Here is a 15,991-nt window from a genome sequence, read left to right as displayed (position 1 = left end):
CCTTCTCCCCGCGAGACCCCTGAAGAAATCACCCAGACGGGGGGTCCGGCGGAGAACAGAACCTAGGTCTGGTTGGGAACCGGGAAATCGGAGTGGGTGATCTCCTCGATCGAGACGTCACGGAAGGTCAGGACCTTTGCGCTCTTCACGAACCTGGCGGGCCGGTACATGTCCCAGACCCAGGCGTCCCCCATGGACACCTCGTAGTAGACATCGCTGCCCTCGGTACGAACCTTCAGGTCGACAGCGTTGCACAGGTAGAACCGTCTCTCGGTCTCCACGGCATACGTGAAGATGCTGACTACGTCCTTGTACTCGTGGTAGAGGTCAAGCTCCAGCTTGCTCTCGTACTGTTCCAGGTCTTCCGTGCTCATGGTGCCTCACACTCTAGCCGCATCGGGTACGCAGGCGTAGCTGAGACGGTGGATGGGGCTCGGCCCGAGCCGTTCCAGGGCTTTCTTGTGGGCTGTGGTGCAGTATCCCTTGTGCACGGCGAGACCATAGCCGGGGTATTCCCGTTCGTAGGCGACCATGATCGCGTCGCGCTGGACCTTTGCGACGATGGACGCGGCGCTGATGCAGGCCGACACCTTGTCCCCCTTCCAGATACCCAGCCCCGGCGTTCCCAGGCCGCTCACCGGGAAGCCGTCGGTCAGGACGAACCCGGGCCTGACCCCCAGCCGGGCCACGGCCCTGCGAAGCCCCTGCAGATCGGCCTCGTGCATCCCCAGCGCGTCGCATTCGGCGGGTTCGACACGGGTCCAGGCAACCGCCATGGCGCGTTCCAATATCAGTTCGCAGAGCCCGGCCCTGCGTTTCGGGCTGAGCGTCTTGGAGTCGTCGAGCCCCTCCACAGGGCGGGCGGGGTCCAGGATCACGGCAGCCGCCACCAGCGGCCCGGCGCAGGCTCCGCGCCCCGCCTCGTCCGCCCCCGCGACCGGGCCGAAACCCGCTGCCGTCAGGGCGGCCTCATATGCGTGGGCGCCGGTCAACACCCTGCCGGGGCCTCGATGATGGTGGGTTCCGCGGGTGCCTCCTGCTCGGGCGCTGGGACCTTCGCGTAGGTATCCGGCACATGGAAGGTCGACAATCTGTCCAGCGGCGCCACGACGGCCACCGCCGCCCCAACCACTTTGTTCGTTGGCACGAACGCAGCCGATCCGGCCTTCCTGCCGTCCCGGGTGTCCCTCAGGTGGCAGCGGGAATCCGCTGACGCGTTCCGGTGGTCCCCCAGCACGAATATGTGACCGGCGGGAACGATTACGTCGAACGACATGGTCGAGGGGGCCACCTGGACCCCGTTCTCGGAGTACAGGTATTGCGACTCGTCCAGCGCCTCCCCGTTCACGGTCACCGCCCCCGCCGCCGTGCAGCAGGCCACCCGGTCCCCGGGCATGCCGATCACGCGTTTGATGAGATATCCCGCGCCGGAGTTCGGCAGGACCCCGATGAACTCGAGGACCTGCTCCGCTGGTGTGCGTTCAGGTTGCGGGCCCGAGAGCCAGTGCGCGGGATCCTCGAAGACCACGACATCGCCGCGCTGGAATCCCCCGAACTTGGCGACCAGTACCCTGTCCCCCACCTTGAGGGTGTTTTCCATGCTGCCGCTCGGGATGCTGAACATCTGGGCGACGAAGCCCCGCAGCAAGGTGGAGATCAGGAGCGCACCGACGAGGATGATGGCGATCTCCCCAACCCCACTGAAAAACCTTCGGTTGAAGGACCGTGGTTTCTCCTGCGCGACCCCGGTGCTGGATTCCTCGGTGTTTTCCAACGCAATCGCCTTCCTGAGAAAAACAAACGGCCCGCGCCGCCGGGTCTCACCCTACAGGCGCGGGCCAAACAAACGCGCTCAGGCGCGCTTTTCCTTGATCCTGGCGGCCTTGCCGCGCAGACCACGCAGGTAGTACAGCTTGGCGCGCCGCACGTCACCGCGGCGTTCCACCTCGATTTTCTCGATGATGGGGCTGTGAAGCGGGAAGGTGCGTTCCACGCCCACGCCGAGGCTTATCTTGCGAACCGTGAAGGCCTCCTGCACGCCACTGGCGTTGCGGGCGATCACGACGCCGGCGAACACCTGGATACGGGATCGGCCGCCCTCGATTACCCGCACGTGAACACGCACCGAATCGCCGGGACGGAACTCGGGGATGTCTGGACGCAGGGAGGCCTGGTCAACGGCCTTGATCAACGGATTGGTCATGGTGTCCTCGTCAGTGCCACAGGTCACCGCGGTAGTCGTTTCCTCGCCGCGTCCCGGACTGTCCCCCTGTGGCAGGAGCCGGAACTGAGCGGACCGCCCTGTTGGGCAGCGGCTGACAATTATGCCACAAGAGGCGTGGCGATGCCGGATCTCCAGTAGCCGACGTGGGGCGCCCGTTCCCGGACGCCCCACGCGGGTGGCTTGAGCTGACGGTTCGGTGAGACCCGGTCTCCTACTTGCCGTCGCCCTTGAACAGCGACTTGATGAGGTCGCGGTTCAGCTGGGAAATGGACTCCAGCGGGATGCCCTTCGGGCAGACCGCGGAGCACTCCCCGATGTTGGTGCAGTTGCCGAAGCCCTCTTCGTCGTGCTGGGCGACCATCGCCTTCACGCGACGGTAGCGTTCCGGCTGGCCCTGCGGGAGCATCGCCAGGTGGGTGATCTTCGCCGAGGTGAACAGCATCGCGGAGCTGTTCGGGCAGGCAGCCACGCAGGCACCGCAGCCGATGCAGGTGGCGTTGTCGAAGGCCTTGTCGGACTCCCGCTTCGGGGCAGGGGTCGCGTGGGCATCCGGAGCGGAACCCGTGTTGGAGGAGATGTACCCACCGGACTGGACGATCCGGTCCAGTGCCGTGCGATCCACCGCGAGGTCCTTGATGACCGGGAATGCCCCGGCCCGCCAGGGCTCGATCTCGATGGTCGCCCCGTCAGCGAAGGAACGCATGTGCAGCTGACAGGTGGTGGTTGCGGAACCGCCGTGGGCAACGCCGTTGATCACGAGACCACACATGCCACAGATGCCCTCACGGCAGTCATGGTCGAAGGCAACCGGTTCCTGGTTGGCGTCCGTGAGCTGCTCGTTGAGCATGTCGAGCATCTCCAGGAAGGACATGTCCGGGGACACGCCGTCGATGTCGTACTCGGCCATCGCACCCCTCGAGTTGGGGCCGGCCTGGCGCCAGATGCGCAGCTTGAGCTTCACTTGTAACTCCGTTGCTTCAGTTCGATTGCCTTGTAGACGAGTGGCTCGCGGTGCAGGATCGGCTTGTTGCCCTCGCCGGTCCACTCCCAGGCCGCGACGTAGAGGAACTCGTCGTCGTGACGCAGCGCCTCGCCCTCCTCGGTCTGGGACTCCGCCCGGAAGTGACCGCCACAGGACTCCCTGCGGTGCAGGGCGTCGATGCACATCAACTCACCGAGTTCGAAGAAGTCAGCGACCCGTCCGGCGCGTTCGAGGGCCTGGTTGAAGTCCTCGTTGACGCCGGTGACACGCACGTTGCGCCAGTACTCCTCACGGAGCTCTCGGATGAGACCGATGGCCTTGATCAGTCCCTCCTGCGTGCGGTTCATGCCGCAGTATTCCCACATGATCTGGCCCAGTTCCTTGTGGAAGGAATCCACGGAACGGGTGCCCTGGATTTTCAGCAGCTTGTAGAAGCGTGCCGTGGCGGTCTGCACCGCCTCCACCACAGCCGGGTGGTTGTCCGAGATCTTCTCGAAGGGGCCGTCGGCCAGGTAGTCGTTGATCGTGTTGGGAAGCACGAAGTACCCGTCGGCGAGCCCCTGCATCAGGGCCGAGGCGCCGAGGCGGTTCGCGCCGTGATCGGAGAAGTTGGCCTCACCCGTGACGTAGAGACCCGAGATCGTGCTCTGCAGGTCGTAGTCCACCCAGACCCCACCCATGGTGTAGTGAACCGCCGGGTAGATGCGCATGGGCACCTCGTAGGGGTTCTCACCGGTGATCTGCTGGTACATGTCGAAGAGGTTGCCGTACCTGTTGGAGACCCCGTCCTTGCCCAGCCGGTTGATGGCGTCGGAGAAGTCGAGGTAGACGCCCCTACGCACCTGTTTGATGGTCCCGTCCGCCTGCTTCTCGGCCACTGCCGGGCCGACCCCGCGGCCCTCGTCGCACATGTTCTTGGCCTGACGCGACGCGATGTCGCGGGGCACCAGGTTGCCGAACGCCGGGTAGATCCGCTCCAGGTAGTAGTCGCGATCCTCCTCGGGGATGTCGCGGGGATCCTTGGCGCAGTCCGCGGCCTTCTTTGGCACCCAGATGCGGCCGTCGTTTCGCAGCGACTCCGACATCAGGGTCAGCTTGGACTGGGTGTCGCCGTGAACGGGGATGCAGGTGGGATGGATCTGCGTGTAGCAGGGGTTCCCGAAGTAGGCGCCCTTGCGGTGCGCACGCCAAGCGGCAGTGGCGTTGCATCCCATGGCGTTGGTCGAGAGGAAGAACACGTTGCCGTAGCCACCGGTACCGAGCACGACTGCGTCGGCGGTCCAGGCCTCGATCTTGCCGTTGACCATGTTGCGGGTGACGATGCCGCGGGCGCGGCCGTCAACGACGATCAGTTCGACCATCTCGTGGCGCGAGTACATCTTGACGGTGCCCGCCTCGATCTGGCGTTCCAGCTGCTGGTAACAACCGATCAGCAGCTGCTGGCCCGTCTGGCCACGGGCGTAGAAGGTGCGCTGCACCTGCACGCCACCGAAGGACCGGGTGTCCAGGAGGCCGCCATACTCGCGGGCGAACGGAACGCCCTGGGCGACGCACTGGTCGATGATGTTGGCGCTGACCTCCGCCAGCCGGTAGACGTTGGTCTCGCGGGCACGGTAATCGCCGCCCTTGACCGTGTCGTAGAACAGCCGGTAGGTGGAGTCGTTGTCGTTGCGGTAGTTCTTCGCCGCGTTGATGCCACCCTGGGCCGCGATGGAGTGGGCGCGACGGGGGCTGTCCTGGTAGCAGAAGTTCAGGACGTTGTAGCCGGCCTCACCAAGGGTCGCGGCGGCGGCACCACCGGCCAGGCCGGTGCCGACGATGATGACGCTCAGCTTGCGTCGGTTCGCAGGGTTGACGAGACGGGCCTGGAACTGGCGGGTCTGCCAGACCTTGTCGATCTCCACCGCGGGTGCCTTGGCGTCGGCGATGTCCTCGCCTTCGATCCAGTAGTCGGAAGGGTTGAAAGTCGTGGTCGTCATGGTGCTGCTCACTTCAGGATTCCGAACTGGACACAAAGGGGCATGATCATGAATCCGGCGTAGAGCACGACGGAGACGACCAGCGCGATGATGTTCAGCCACTTGCGGGAGTTGGCGGAGAGATTCCCACCCAACGTCGCGAAGGCGCTCCACAGGCCGTGACGGATGTGCATGCACACGAGCGCTATGGAGACGGCGTAGAACACGGTGATCCACCATTGCTGGAATCCGGCGATCACCATGCTGTGCGGATGATCGCCGTTACCGCCCAGGGAGCCCGGGACGACGGTGAACTGGATCAGGTGGAAGATCACGAACACCAGGATGATCACGCCGCCCCAGCGCATGGTCCGGGACGCGTAGGTCTGCGCCTGGCGTTTGGTGACCTGGTACTTGCTGCCGCGGTTCTTGACGGTCTTCGCCGACAGCGTCGCCGCGGACCAGATGTGGAGGACGATGGACAGGAGCAGCACCGCCCTGAACACCCATATGAACTGCCCGGCCGGCATGACCGGGTACAGGATGCCACCGTCCTCGCTGGCGCCCTTCAGCCAGTGGGCGTAGTGATCGAAGGCGTGGTATGTGTTCGCGCCGGCGTTGGCCGCGAAGTCGTAGCCGACGAACATCTTCAAGTTGCCGTACATGTGCACGAGCAGGAAGACAATCAGGATCAGACCGGTTACCGCCATCAGGGCCTTCCGGGCGACCGTGGACCGCAACGCTCGTTGATGGATAGTTAGTGATGTTGCCACGAGGCTCACTCTAGCTGCCTTCGGACGTTGTTTCGCACACCGGGTCCGATTAAGGGTCGCCCCGTCGCAAAAATGCGCCAAACCCTTGCCCATAAGGGGTTTTACGCTACCCGGAAGGGACGAAAATATGTCCCTCAGGTGCCCTCTTCGAGCAGGTCCGGGCGGCGTTGCCGAGTGCGCTCCAGAGCCTGTTCCCGACGCCATGCCGCGATGGCCGCGTGGTTGCCGGACAACAGGATGGGAGGCACCTGACGGCCCCGCCAGACGGGGGGTTTCGTGTAGTTGGGGTATTCCAGCAGCCGGTGTCCGGGAGCGTGTGATTCCTCCACCAGCGAGTCCGGGTTCCCGAGCACCCCCGGGAGGAGCCGAACCACCGCCTCGGTGATGACCAGCACCGCTGCTTCACCACCGTTCAGGACATAGTCGCCAAGGCTTACCTCAATGAAGTCGTAGCTCTCCGCGCAGTGGTCCAGCACCCGCTGATCGATGCCCTCGTAGCGTCCGCAAGCGAACACCAGCCTCTCCCGGGTGCTCAATTCGTGGGCCAGGCCCTGGTCCAGCACCCGGCCCGTCGGGGTCGGCACCACCACCGTCATGGGCGCGGGGTTGAGGTGTTCCATGGCATCCAGGGCCTCGCCCCAGGGTTCGGGCTTCATCACCATGCCGGCGCCCCCGCCGTAAGGGGTGTCGTCGGTGGTGTGGTGCCGGTCGTGGGTCCACCAGCGAAGATCGTGGATGGCCAGGTCGACGATGCCCGCCTCGACCGCCCGGCCCACCAGCGACAACGACAGCGGCGCCAAATAATCGGGGAAGATCGTGATGACGTCGATTCTCATTCGAGTTCCTCCAACAGTCCACCCACTTCAGCGAACTGCACCTCCCCCGCCACGAGATCGACCCGGGGCACCAGGGCCGACACGAAGGGAACCAGGCGCCGCCCGTGGGTGGTCTCGACCGCCAGGCAGTCCTGCGCCGGTAGGTGCAGCACCTCCACGATCTCACCGACCTGCCGGCCGTCGGCGTCCAAGGCGCGAAGCCCGATCAGCTGCCGGTCGAAGTACTCCTCCGGTTCACTCGGGGTCTCATCTGCAGGAACGTCGACGAACAGGCGTTCGCCGCGAAGCGTCTCGACAGCGGTCCTGTCCGGGTAACCCCGGAAGGAGACCACGAGTCTCCCGCGATGCCAGCGGATGCGCTCCAGGACCAGCTGTGCACCGGACGCGAGACGGAGCCCGGACCCCGGTTGGAACCGGCGTCCGGGCTCGTCGGTACGCAGATCGATGAACACGTCGCCGCGGATGCCGTGGGCGCGACCCACGACCCCGACGAGCACCTCAACCAGATCGGTCAAGGCGGACCCGTTCAGCGGCGACGGGGCCGGTCGACATCAACGAAGTCGACGCGGACCTGTTCGTTTCCCGCCAGCGCCCCGACCACGGTGCGCAGCGCACTCGCGGTACGACCCTGCCGACCGATCACCTTTCCGATGTCCTCGGGATGGACACGCACCTCCAGAAGACGACCGCGGCGCAGGTCCTTGTCGCGCACGGTCACATCGTCGGGGTTGGAGACGATCCCTGCCACCAGGTGCTCAAGAGCGTCGGCGAGCACGACTCAGGCCTCCTGCTCGGCGGCCTCGTCCTCGGCAGCAGCCTTGGCGGCTTCTTCCTCGGCCTTCTTCTTCGCCTTCGAGATGGCGGGGGCGACGGCATTGCCGTCCTCGGCCAGGGCCTTTGCGAATTCGGCCTCGCGGTCGCGCGGCTCGGGCTGGGGAAGGATCCCGGAGGAGGTGTCCTCGCCCGTGAACTTCTGCCAGTCGCCGGAACGCTTGAGGATGGCTACCACTGCCTCAGTCGGCTGGGCGCCCACGGACAGCCAGTACTGGGCGCGCTCGGAATTGACGCGGATCAACGACGGATCATTCTTGGGATGGTAGAGACCGATCTCCTCGATGGCCTGCCCGTCCCGCTTGGAACGGGAGTCCATGACGACGATGCGGTAGTGGGGTGAGCGAATCTTGCCGAAACGCTTCAGACGAATCTTGGTGGCCAAGTTCGGAATCTCCTGTTGCTTTTGGGTCTGTGACCAGACGAGTTGGATGGCCAGTGGGCGGTGCGTGTGGGGCACGCCCGGCACTGACCGGATGAACCGTGCTCGCCGGAGTTAGAGGGCGCCAGCGACAGGTGCGGATGTATTCTGCCAGATTTCCCCGGGCAGTCCCAACAATTCCCCCGTAGGATCGGTCGCGTGGACATCGGTGAGGAAGACTTCTACGCGCTGGTCGAGGAGGCCCTGGACACCCTCCCGGAGGAATTGCTGGACGGTCTGGACAACGTGGCCATCGTGGTGGAGGACGAACCGGAGGACGGTTCCGACACCTTGGGGGTCTACGAGGGAACCGCCCTCACCGAGCGTGATTCCTCGTGGTTCGGGATGCTGCCGGACCGGGTGGTGCTGTTTCGCGGCCCCCTGTCGCGGATGTGCGAGGACGAGGACGAACTGTTCGAGGAGATCGCCATCACCCTGGTCCACGAGATCGGGCACTACCACGGCATCGAGGAGGAACGGCTCCACGAGCTGGGCTGGGGTTGAGCCTTTCCTCAGGAGTTCCCACAGACCCCGGAGAGGTCTCCAGCGTAGGCGATCGGGGCCGTGACGCTGCACATGCTGGCGGAGGCCACGGTCCTGTCCCCCAGCGCCGACAACGGCAGCGAGGTTCCCCAGGCACGTTTCGCTCCGAGCAGTGCCGACAGGCCCTTGGGTTCAGCGACCTTCTCCACCACGGTTTTGTCCGGATCCAGGCCGGCTGCGGTGGCGGCGTGCCGGAAGAACTCGTCGCGCCCCATGACGGCGTCGGCGAGTCCGAGTTCCACCGCCTGCCGGGCGCTGAAGACCCCGGCCCCGAATTCGTTTCGGATTCGTTGCGGGTCGATCTTCCTACCCGCAGCCACCTCGGAGACGAAAATCTCGTAGTCGTCGTCAACCATCGCTTGGAGTCGCTGGCGTTCCTGCTCGGTCAGATCCCGGTACGGGTTGCTCAGGTCCTTTCCGGTGCCCGAGGTGATGTACTCCTGGCTGATGCCTCCCGTGGTGGTGATCCCCTGCTGCAACAGAGTGCTTCCCGTAGCGACGACATCCTTGTAGCGCGGCAGCGGGCCCAGGATCACGCCGATGGAGCCGATCATGGAACCGTGATCGGCGATGATCTCGTTCGCCGTCGCGGTGGAGTAGACCCCACCCGAGGTGGAGGAGCCCTCGACGTGCACGAGCACCGGTTTCCCGGTGCGCTCGCGATAGCGGGTGATGGCGTCGGCGATGGCCTTGGACCCGGTGATGGTGCCGCCCGGGGTGTTGACCAGCAGCACCACCCCGTCGGCCTGGTCCGTCTTCAGGGAGTCCAGTTGATCCGCCACCTCGTAGCCGTAGGTTCCGGAGGGGAGCAGCGCCCCGTCGGTGGCGTCGGTCATGATGATGCCGGAGATCCGGATGGCCCGCAGGTGGCCGCTGGCCCCTTCAGCTCCCCAGACCCTCTCGAGGGAGGTGCTGGCTCCGTCCTTGGTGATGGAACTGAGCAGCATTCCCAGCGAGATCACGGCGAACAGTCCGCCCACGATGCTGAGCACCACGAAACCGGTCATCAACCCCAGCCCGGCCCCCAGACCGGTGCCGAATCCGCGTTTGAAGCCGCCCTTCCCGGCCGGGGGTGGCGCCACCGGTTGGATGGGACGGCCGAGAGGCGGGGCGTAGGGATTGGTCTCGGGCTCGTGGGATTCGTTCTTCGACTTCTCAGGCTCCGTCATGCACCAAGTCAATCAAATCCGGGTCAGGAAATCAGCCGTCCGCGCAGAACCCGGGCGACCGGATCCCGGAGCACACCCGTGTCGAGACGCGGGTCGGTGCTGGTGACGATCAGGTCCGCGCTGGCCCCTTCCGTGAGGGAATCCGCACCGAGCCAGGACCTGGCGCCCCAGCTCGACGCCTCGATGGCGAACGCCCCACCTCCGAGCGAGGCCAGTTCCGCAACCTCGGAGAGAATCTCCCCGTGGGGCACCACGGTACCCGCGTCGGTGCCCGAGTGGACATCGATCCCGGCCTCGATGGCCTTGCCGATGGTTTCCCGGCGACGCGCGTACAGGGCCATCATGTGGTCGGCGAACACCGGATACTTGTCACGTCCCGGTTCCGCGTACTGGGGGAAACGGTTCAGGTTGACCATGGTCGGCACCAGGGCGACACCACCGTCGGCCATCTGCTGGATCACCTCGTCACTCATCCCGGTGCCGTGTTCGATGCAGTCAATCCCGGCCGCCACCAGCTCCGCTACGGACTGTTCCCCGAAGCAGTGGGCGGTGACCCGGGCCCCCTCCTCGTGGGCCACCGCGATCGCCTCGGCCGCCAGGGCTGCCGGGAAGGACGGCTCGAGGTCACCCGTGGAACGGTCTATCCAGTCGCCGACGAGCTTCACCCAGCCGTCGCCGTCGCGGGCCTCGTGACGTATCTGTTCGATCAGGGCCTCGGGTTCCACCTCGACGGCCAGGTGACGGATGTAGCGGCGGGTGCGGGCGACGTGTCTGCCCGCGCGGATCAGCCTCGGCAGGGTCTCGTCCTGCTGCACCCAGCGGGTGTTGGAGGGGGATCCCGCATCACGGACCAGCATGGTTCCGGCGGCCAGGTCGGCACGCGCCTGGCGAAGTGTCTCCTCGACGCTGACGGCTCCCTCCACCCCCAGCCCGATGTGGCAGTGGGCGTCCACCAGTCCGGGGATGATGTAGGCGTCCCGGGCCAGGGTTCTCGCCCCGGCGACGGGTTCGGAGGTGAGTCTGCCGTCGGCCACCCAGAAGTCCCTGGGTTCCTCATCGGGCAGGAAGGTGCCGTGTATGTGCATGGGCTCCGCAGTCATGGGCGAAAGCATAGAGACTCCGGGCCGGGAACGGCCTATTTCCGCTGCTGCTCGTCGAACATCTTCTGCAGCTCGGGGGGCAGCTGGAAGTCGTCCATCGTCTGGGGGATGGACTGCGCGGCCCCGGGTTTGATGCCGCGGGCGCGCTCGGCCTCCTGCTGTTTGCGTTTGGCTGGGTTGCCGGAGATCTTGTGCCCGCGTTTCCGAGACTTGCCCTGCTGCTTGCGTGCTGCACGTCCCCCGCCCATACCCGGCATTCCGGGCATCTTCCCCCCTGCCATCTGCTCCATCATCTTGCGGGCCTCGACGAACCGGTTGACGAGGTTGTTCACGTCCGAGACCTGCACCCCTGCACCCTTGGCGATCCGCGCCCTGCGAGAACCGTTGAGGATGCCGACGTCGTCGCGTTCGGCCGGGGTCATGGAGAAGATGATCGCCTCGATCCGATCCACTTCTTTCTCGTCGATCGAGTTGATGGCGTCCTTGAACTGACCGGCGCCGGGCAGCATTCCGAAGATCTTGCTCAGCGGTCCCAGTTTCCGCAGTTGTTGCATCTGGGCCAGGAAATCCTGCAGCCCAAAACTTCCCTTGCCGGCGCTGAGTTTCTCGGCCGCCTTGCGGGAGGATTCCGCGTCGAAGTTCTTCTCGGCCTGCTCGATCAGGGTCAGCACATCCCCCATGCCGAGGATGCGGGAGGCCATCCGGTCCGGGTGGAAAACGTCGAAGTCGGCCAGGCCCTCGCCGTTCGATGCGAACATGATGGGTTTGCCGATCACCCGGGCGATGGACAGGGCGGCGCCGCCGCGAGCATCGCCGTCGAGTTTGGTGAGGACAACCCCGTCGAAGCCGATGCCCTCGTTGAAGGCCTTGGCGGTGTTGACGGCGTCCTGACCGATCATGGCGTCGACGACGAACAGCACCTCGTCGGGGTGGGTGGCGGCCTTGATGTCGGCGGCCTGCTGCATCAGCACCTCGTCGATGCCCAACCGGCCCGCGGTGTCGATGACCACCACGTCGTAGAGGCTGCGCTCCGCGTGCTCCAAGGCCTTCCGGGCCACCTGGACCGGATCGCCGACGCCGTTGCCGGGTTCCGGCGCGAAGACGTGCACCCCGGCCCGCTCCCCCACGATCTGGAGCTGATTCACCGCGTTCGGCCGCTGCAGGTCGCAGGCCACCAGCAGGGGGCTGTGTTTCTCGGATTTCAGCCAGCGGCCCAGTTTCCCGGCGAGGGTGGTCTTGCCCGCGCCCTGCAGGCCTGCGAGCATGATCACCGTCGGTGGTTTCTTGGCGAACCGGACGGTGCGGGCCTGGCCGCCCAGGATGCCGATGAGTTCCTCGTTGACGATCTTGATGATCTGCTGCGAGGGGTTGAGGGCGCGGCTGATCTCGGTTCCTGCGCAGCGTTCCTTGACCGCTGAGACGAATTGCTTGACCACACCAAGGTTGACGTCCGCTTCGAGCAGGGCGATGCGGATCTCGCGCATGGTGGCGTCGATGTCGGCCTGGCTGAGGCGCCCCTTGGACCTGAGGCTCTTGAACAGATCTGCTAAACGGTCCTGAAGTGTGTCGAACAAGTCCTTGGCTCCTTGGGTTCCGGGGCGGTGCCTGCCAAGAATACAGTGGAGTTGTCAGTGTATGTAGGTGCTCGGGCCGCCGAGGGACTCCGCCTCGCGTCCCCGGTTTGGCAGTTCAACGCTCACGACCCACTGGTTGCCCTCCGGGCCGGCGGTGAATCTACCCCCTGACAGGTCGATGCGTTCCTGGATCCCGGCCAGCCCGTAGCCCAGCGACAGCTTGGACTCGCGTTTGTTCTCGGGCAGTTCGTTGCAGACGCGGAGCCTGACGACGGTTTCCTCCACTTTCAGTTCCACCAGGCATTTTCCCCCGTGCTCCGCGTAGCGGATGATGTTGGTGACGCCCTCCTGCATGGCTCGGGTGATGGTACGTCTCGTGATCTGGGGCAGATCGTCGGATGATGGGTCGATCTTGAACTCGGTCTGGAAGTGCGCGTTCTTGAGGGTTCCCTCCAACCGGTCGGCCACGGTGAGGGGACGCACCAGGGCGGGAAGCTCCCCTTTCTCCCCGTCGGACATGACATCCGTCAGGAGGAAGAGTTCTCCCTCCGCGGCCTCCAGGGAACCCGCTATCCGGTCCAGGGCGAACCGGACCTCCTCCGCGTCGTCGCTGTCACCATAGGCCATGCACTGCAACAGGACCACGGAGAAGTGGTGCGCCAGGACGTCGTGGAGCTCGCGTGCCAAAAGGTTGCGTTCCTCCGTCCGGGCGGCCTCGATGGCCTCCATCAGGGCGGCGGCCTGCTGGTCCTGGCGGCTCCGGATCTTCGCGTACTGCCAGCTGATGGCAGCGCAGACCAAGCCGATGAAGGGCATCGAGACCCCGACGACGAGTTCCGGGCTGTCGGTCAGCCTGGTTATGCTGAGCACCCACAGCCCGATCAGGGCCGCCAGCCCGGCGCCGAGGGCCCAGTAGGGGTTCCGTCCCCGGGTGAACTTCCAACAGGCCATCAGGATCACCGCGGACAGCGCCACGGGGGTCTGCTCGGGGGTGATCAATATGCCAGCGACGGCCACGGCACCCATGACCCCGCCGGGGATCGGCCACCAGTACATGATCGCGGTGCTCAGGTAGCCGAAGATCGCCCAGGCCAGCGACCAGTCCAGCCGCTGGGTGTTGTAGGTCCAGAACGCCAGGGCTCCGAGGACGAGCAGGGGCAGCGCGACGCAGGCGATCCTTCGTCCGAGCGATTTCTTCTCCTCGGTGGAGGCGGCGTCGTCCACCCCGCCTGCCCTGGATTCCGGGAGGCGGAACTCAAGCAGCTGGCCTTTTCCGGTGAACGCCCTGGAGAAGCGTCCCCCGAGGGCCTGCACCCGTTCCTGGATCCGTTCGAACGCGGAGATGTCTTCTTTGCGGAGTTCGTTGGGTGTGACGATCTCCGCCATCACCTGGGTTTCCCCGGGTGGGCAGTCCACCTTGAGCCGCAACGGGTCGGGACGCAGGGCCTCGGCGGAGTTCAGCAGCAGCTGCGCCACCCGGGTGGCGGTCAGCTGGGTGACGACGCTCCTGTGGTTGAGTCTGTCGTCAACCTTCAACTCCACGTGGAACCCCTGCCTGCGCAGGGTCTCGGCCATGCTGGCGAGTATCTGGACCGGTCCGATGATCGACAGGGACTCGTCGTTGCCTTCTGCCACGGGGTCCTCCCGCAGCATCCCGACCAGGGCCCGGACGCGGGTGACCGCGTCCAGGCAGATGATCTGCACCCTTTCGAGCGCATCCCTGAGAACCCAGGCGTCGCAGGTGTGGCGCGGGGCCTTCTGGCCCTCCCAGGCCTCCTCCAGCCGCTCTCCCACCACCGTCCGGAGCTCACCTGCCAGCCTCAGCCGCTCGCCGCTGCGAATCTCGGCGATGTCCCCGGCCAAGATGGCGAGCCGCACCTCTCTGCGGCCAATGGCGGCGTGGAGCCCCCTGATGACCAACCCCAGGAAAACACCGAACAGCGTCAGAGCGGCATAATGAACCATCTGTTCCATGGGACCGTCAGGGGTACCCACCGCGTTGAGTCCGCGCAGCCCCCCATAGCATGCTCCCGCCAGAAAGGTCGGGAGAATTGTCCGTGCACCATACTGGAAGGCAAAGATCGCCGAGGCCAACATGAAGAAGACGAAGTCAGCCCCGGTGTCATTGCTGATCAGAATGAGGGTTGTGGGCAGCAGGCCAATGGACAGGCCAATCCACGGCCGCCAAAGCAGAACGAAACAGGCCACCCCAATGGTGCAATAGATCAGAGCGACCATGGGTGAAATCTCTTGTCCCGCCATAGGGATTTCCAAGATATCTGAGATCAGCTGGACCCCGACGATGGTCAAAACAATCCAGCGGCCGACACCCGTCAACGCGGCTGTCGGCCCCTGATCCCCTGTCTTCGACCCCATGAACCCCCAATCGATTCAGATCATTTTTCAGTCGGCGGCGGCCCGGAGCCCCGCCGAATCGCTACCGAACCTTACACCAGGTGCGGATCCCGAACCACAGCTTGACAATGCATCCGAGGCCATTGGTGTCATTGCCCTGGATGGTGGAGATGGGGACCTGATTGGTGACCGGTTCGGTGGTGTTGGCATTCGCGGGAACCGCGCCAAGGGTGATGCAGGAGCCCAGAACGAGGGCGGCTGCCGCGAGGCGCATCTTCTTCATCGCTTTCCTCCACTTTTCACGCGACCACCGACATCCTTCCCCAGACAACACAGGGAATCTTACACACCGCGTCGCTGTAAGCACAGTTTTGTTGGCGGGTCATCCGTAGAGCACCTCCATCGAACCTCCCGTTCAACCTGGTTCAGCGTCGAGGATTTCCCGATCTCCCCCGAGTCCTCTGGAAGACACGCCGTTCCGCGTGGCGCGACAGTAGATGAGACAAATCTCGCCTGTTTGGATTATGGTTCCACCATGACCGAGCTCTGTCGCGTACTCGTCGCCGACGATGATCCCATGGTCCGTGAGGCCTATCGCATGTTCCTGACCCGACACGACAACTACGAGGTGGTCGGAGAGGCACGCAACGGTCGGGAAGCAGTGGAGGCATACGAGGAGCTGAAACCCGATGTGGTGCTCATGGACCTGCAGATGCCGGACATGTCGGGGGTGGATGCCATACGCGAGATCAACCGAAAGCACCGCGGGGCCTGCATAGTGGCCCTGACCACCTTTGGCACCCAGGAATACATCGTCTCCGCCCTGCGCGCCGGCGCCTCCGGGTACCTGATGAAGGACTGCGGCGGCCCGGCGCTGTTGACCGACATCCAGCAGGCCCGCGACGGCGAGATGCCGCTCGCCCCGGGAGTCCGGCGTGAACTGGTGGCCGATCTCCTGACCGGCCACCCCAAGATCCTGACCGACGAGGCCGCAGCCGCCGGGCTCGCCCCGCGTGAGAAGGAACTGCTGATCTGGCTGGGCCAGGGTATGACCAATGCCCAGATAGCCGCCAAGATGTTCATCTCCGAGGGCTCCGTGAAACAGTACCTGTCCCACATCGGTGACAAAATGGGGCTGAAGTCCCGCACCCAGATCCTGGTGCGGGCCATTCAGCTGGGGCTCGTCGATCCGACGCTCATGACCCCCGGGGTGTCCTGAGGTTCC

Annotated in this window: 18 protein-coding genes; 2 read left to right on the top strand and 16 right to left on the bottom strand. The window is 65.1% G+C overall.

Features of this window, described 5'->3' with window-relative positions; all coding sequences use genetic code 11:
• Nucleotides 1-62: 62 nt before the first annotated feature.
• The 11 genes from ACO6D6_RS01960 to rpsP form a co-directional block, all read right to left on the bottom strand.
• Nucleotides 63-374 (bottom strand): DUF2469 domain-containing protein, encoded by a 312-nt coding sequence (locus ACO6D6_RS01960; protein WP_484782809.1) that lies wholly within the window; start codon nt 372-374, stop codon nt 63-65.
• Between the two features lie 6 nt (nt 375-380).
• The gene (locus ACO6D6_RS01955; protein WP_484782807.1) at nt 381-995 is read right to left on the bottom strand and encodes a ribonuclease HII; all 615 of its coding nucleotides are present in this window, start codon (nt 993-995) and stop codon (nt 381-383) included.
• The gene (lepB, locus tag ACO6D6_RS01950) at nt 989-1,774 is read right to left on the bottom strand and encodes a signal peptidase I (RefSeq protein ID WP_484782806.1); all 786 of its coding nucleotides are present in this window, start codon (nt 1,772-1,774) and stop codon (nt 989-991) included. Before lepB ends, ACO6D6_RS01955 begins: the two co-directional genes overlap by 7 nt.
• Before the next feature lie 78 nt (nt 1,775-1,852).
• Entirely contained in the window at nt 1,853-2,203 is a 351-nt protein-coding gene (gene rplS, locus ACO6D6_RS01945) for a 50S ribosomal protein L19 (protein WP_484782805.1), read from the bottom strand.
• Between the two features lie 232 nt (nt 2,204-2,435).
• Complete coding sequence (locus ACO6D6_RS01940; RefSeq protein WP_484782803.1) at nt 2,436-3,185, bottom strand: succinate dehydrogenase/fumarate reductase iron-sulfur subunit; 750 nt, start codon at nt 3,183-3,185, stop codon at nt 2,436-2,438.
• The gene (locus tag ACO6D6_RS01935) at nt 3,182-5,185 is read right to left on the bottom strand and encodes a fumarate reductase/succinate dehydrogenase flavoprotein subunit (protein WP_484782801.1); all 2,004 of its coding nucleotides are present in this window, start codon (nt 5,183-5,185) and stop codon (nt 3,182-3,184) included. The genes ACO6D6_RS01940 and ACO6D6_RS01935 overlap by 4 nt, the downstream gene beginning before the upstream one ends.
• Nucleotides 5,186-5,193: 8 nt before the next feature.
• On the bottom strand, nt 5,194-5,937 hold the full coding sequence (locus tag ACO6D6_RS01930) for a succinate dehydrogenase cytochrome b subunit (protein WP_484782799.1): 744 nt from the start codon (nt 5,935-5,937) through the stop codon (nt 5,194-5,196).
• A 134-nt stretch (nt 5,938-6,071) separates the two neighbouring features.
• A complete protein-coding gene (trmD, locus tag ACO6D6_RS01925; protein WP_484782797.1) occupies nt 6,072-6,773 on the bottom strand; it encodes a tRNA (guanosine(37)-N1)-methyltransferase TrmD in 702 nt (233 codons plus the stop codon).
• Nucleotides 6,770-7,288, bottom strand: coding sequence for a ribosome maturation factor RimM (gene rimM / locus ACO6D6_RS01920; protein ID WP_484782796.1), 519 nt, complete (start codon nt 7,286-7,288; stop codon nt 6,770-6,772). Before rimM ends, trmD begins: the two co-directional genes overlap by 4 nt.
• An 11-nt stretch (nt 7,289-7,299) precedes the next feature.
• Nucleotides 7,300-7,548: an RNA-binding protein gene (locus ACO6D6_RS01915; RefSeq protein WP_014846367.1), complete on the bottom strand. Its 249-nt coding sequence runs from the start codon at nt 7,546-7,548 to the stop codon at nt 7,300-7,302.
• 3 nt (nt 7,549-7,551) lie between these two features.
• Complete coding sequence (rpsP, locus tag ACO6D6_RS01910) at nt 7,552-7,989, bottom strand: 30S ribosomal protein S16 (RefSeq protein ID WP_484782794.1); 438 nt, start codon at nt 7,987-7,989, stop codon at nt 7,552-7,554.
• Nucleotides 7,990-8,184: 195 nt separating this feature from the next.
• Between rpsP and ACO6D6_RS01905 the strand changes: the two genes are divergently transcribed.
• On the top strand, nt 8,185-8,529 hold the full coding sequence (locus ACO6D6_RS01905) for a metallopeptidase family protein (RefSeq protein WP_484782792.1): 345 nt from the start codon (nt 8,185-8,187) through the stop codon (nt 8,527-8,529).
• Between the two features lie 8 nt (nt 8,530-8,537).
• Here the strand turns inward: ACO6D6_RS01905 and ACO6D6_RS01900 are convergent, their stop codons facing one another.
• The 5 genes from ACO6D6_RS01900 to ACO6D6_RS01880 all read right to left on the bottom strand — a co-directional run bounded on the left by ACO6D6_RS01900 (nt 8,538) and on the right by ACO6D6_RS01880 (nt 15,049).
• On the bottom strand, nt 8,538-9,737 hold the full coding sequence (locus ACO6D6_RS01900; protein WP_484782790.1) for a S49 family peptidase: 1,200 nt from the start codon (nt 9,735-9,737) through the stop codon (nt 8,538-8,540).
• A 23-nt stretch (nt 9,738-9,760) separates the two neighbouring features.
• Nucleotides 9,761-10,837, bottom strand: a complete 1,077-nt coding sequence (locus ACO6D6_RS01895; protein WP_484782789.1) for an amidohydrolase family protein — start codon at nt 10,835-10,837, stop codon at nt 9,761-9,763.
• Between the two features lie 35 nt (nt 10,838-10,872).
• On the bottom strand, nt 10,873-12,411 hold the full coding sequence (ffh, locus tag ACO6D6_RS01890; protein WP_484782787.1) for a signal recognition particle protein: 1,539 nt from the start codon (nt 12,409-12,411) through the stop codon (nt 10,873-10,875).
• Between the two features lie 54 nt (nt 12,412-12,465).
• Complete coding sequence (locus tag ACO6D6_RS01885) at nt 12,466-14,376, bottom strand: sensor histidine kinase (RefSeq protein ID WP_484782785.1); 1,911 nt, start codon at nt 14,374-14,376, stop codon at nt 12,466-12,468.
• Nucleotides 14,377-14,848: 472 nt separating this feature from the next.
• Nucleotides 14,849-15,049 carry a hypothetical protein gene (locus ACO6D6_RS01880; protein WP_484782784.1) on the bottom strand — a complete coding sequence of 67 codons (201 nt, stop codon included), beginning with the start codon at nt 15,047-15,049 and terminating at the stop codon, nt 14,849-14,851.
• 252 nt (nt 15,050-15,301) lie between these two features.
• Between ACO6D6_RS01880 and ACO6D6_RS01875 the strand changes: the two genes are divergently transcribed.
• Nucleotides 15,302-15,985, top strand: coding sequence for a response regulator (locus tag ACO6D6_RS01875; RefSeq protein WP_484782782.1), 684 nt, complete (start codon nt 15,302-15,304; stop codon nt 15,983-15,985).
• Nucleotides 15,986-15,991: the final 6 nt, after the last annotated feature.

This window comes from Arachnia sp. (assembly GCF_057238465.1).
This window is presented reverse-complemented; position numbering and strand designations above follow the sequence as displayed.

What these genes read in the sequence shown, in the direction of transcription:
- ACO6D6_RS01960 (WP_484782809.1), bottom strand. Translation starts at nt 374, where the DNA reads ATGAGCACGGAAGACCTGGAACAGTACGAGAGCAAGCTGGAGCTTGAC.
- rplS (WP_484782805.1), bottom strand. Translation starts at nt 2,203, where the DNA reads ATGACCAATCCGTTGATCAAGGCCGTTGACCAGGCCTCCCTGCGTCCA.
- ACO6D6_RS01935 (WP_484782801.1), bottom strand. Translation starts at nt 5,185, where the DNA reads ATGACGACCACGACTTTCAACCCTTCCGACTACTGGATCGAAGGCGAG.
- trmD (WP_484782797.1), bottom strand. Translation starts at nt 6,773, where the DNA reads ATGAGAATCGACGTCATCACGATCTTCCCCGATTATTTGGCGCCGCTG.
- ACO6D6_RS01900 (WP_484782790.1), bottom strand. Translation starts at nt 9,737, where the DNA reads ATGACGGAGCCTGAGAAGTCGAAGAACGAATCCCACGAGCCCGAGACC.
- ACO6D6_RS01895 (WP_484782789.1), bottom strand. Translation starts at nt 10,837, where the DNA reads ATGACTGCGGAGCCCATGCACATACACGGCACCTTCCTGCCCGATGAG.
- ACO6D6_RS01885 (WP_484782785.1), bottom strand. Translation starts at nt 14,376, where the DNA reads ATGGTTCATTATGCCGCTCTGACGCTGTTCGGTGTTTTCCTGGGGTTG.
- ACO6D6_RS01880 (WP_484782784.1), bottom strand. Translation starts at nt 15,049, where the DNA reads ATGAAGAAGATGCGCCTCGCGGCAGCCGCCCTCGTTCTGGGCTCCTGC.
- ACO6D6_RS01875 (WP_484782782.1), top strand. Translation starts at nt 15,302, where the DNA reads ATGACCGAGCTCTGTCGCGTACTCGTCGCCGACGATGATCCCATGGTC.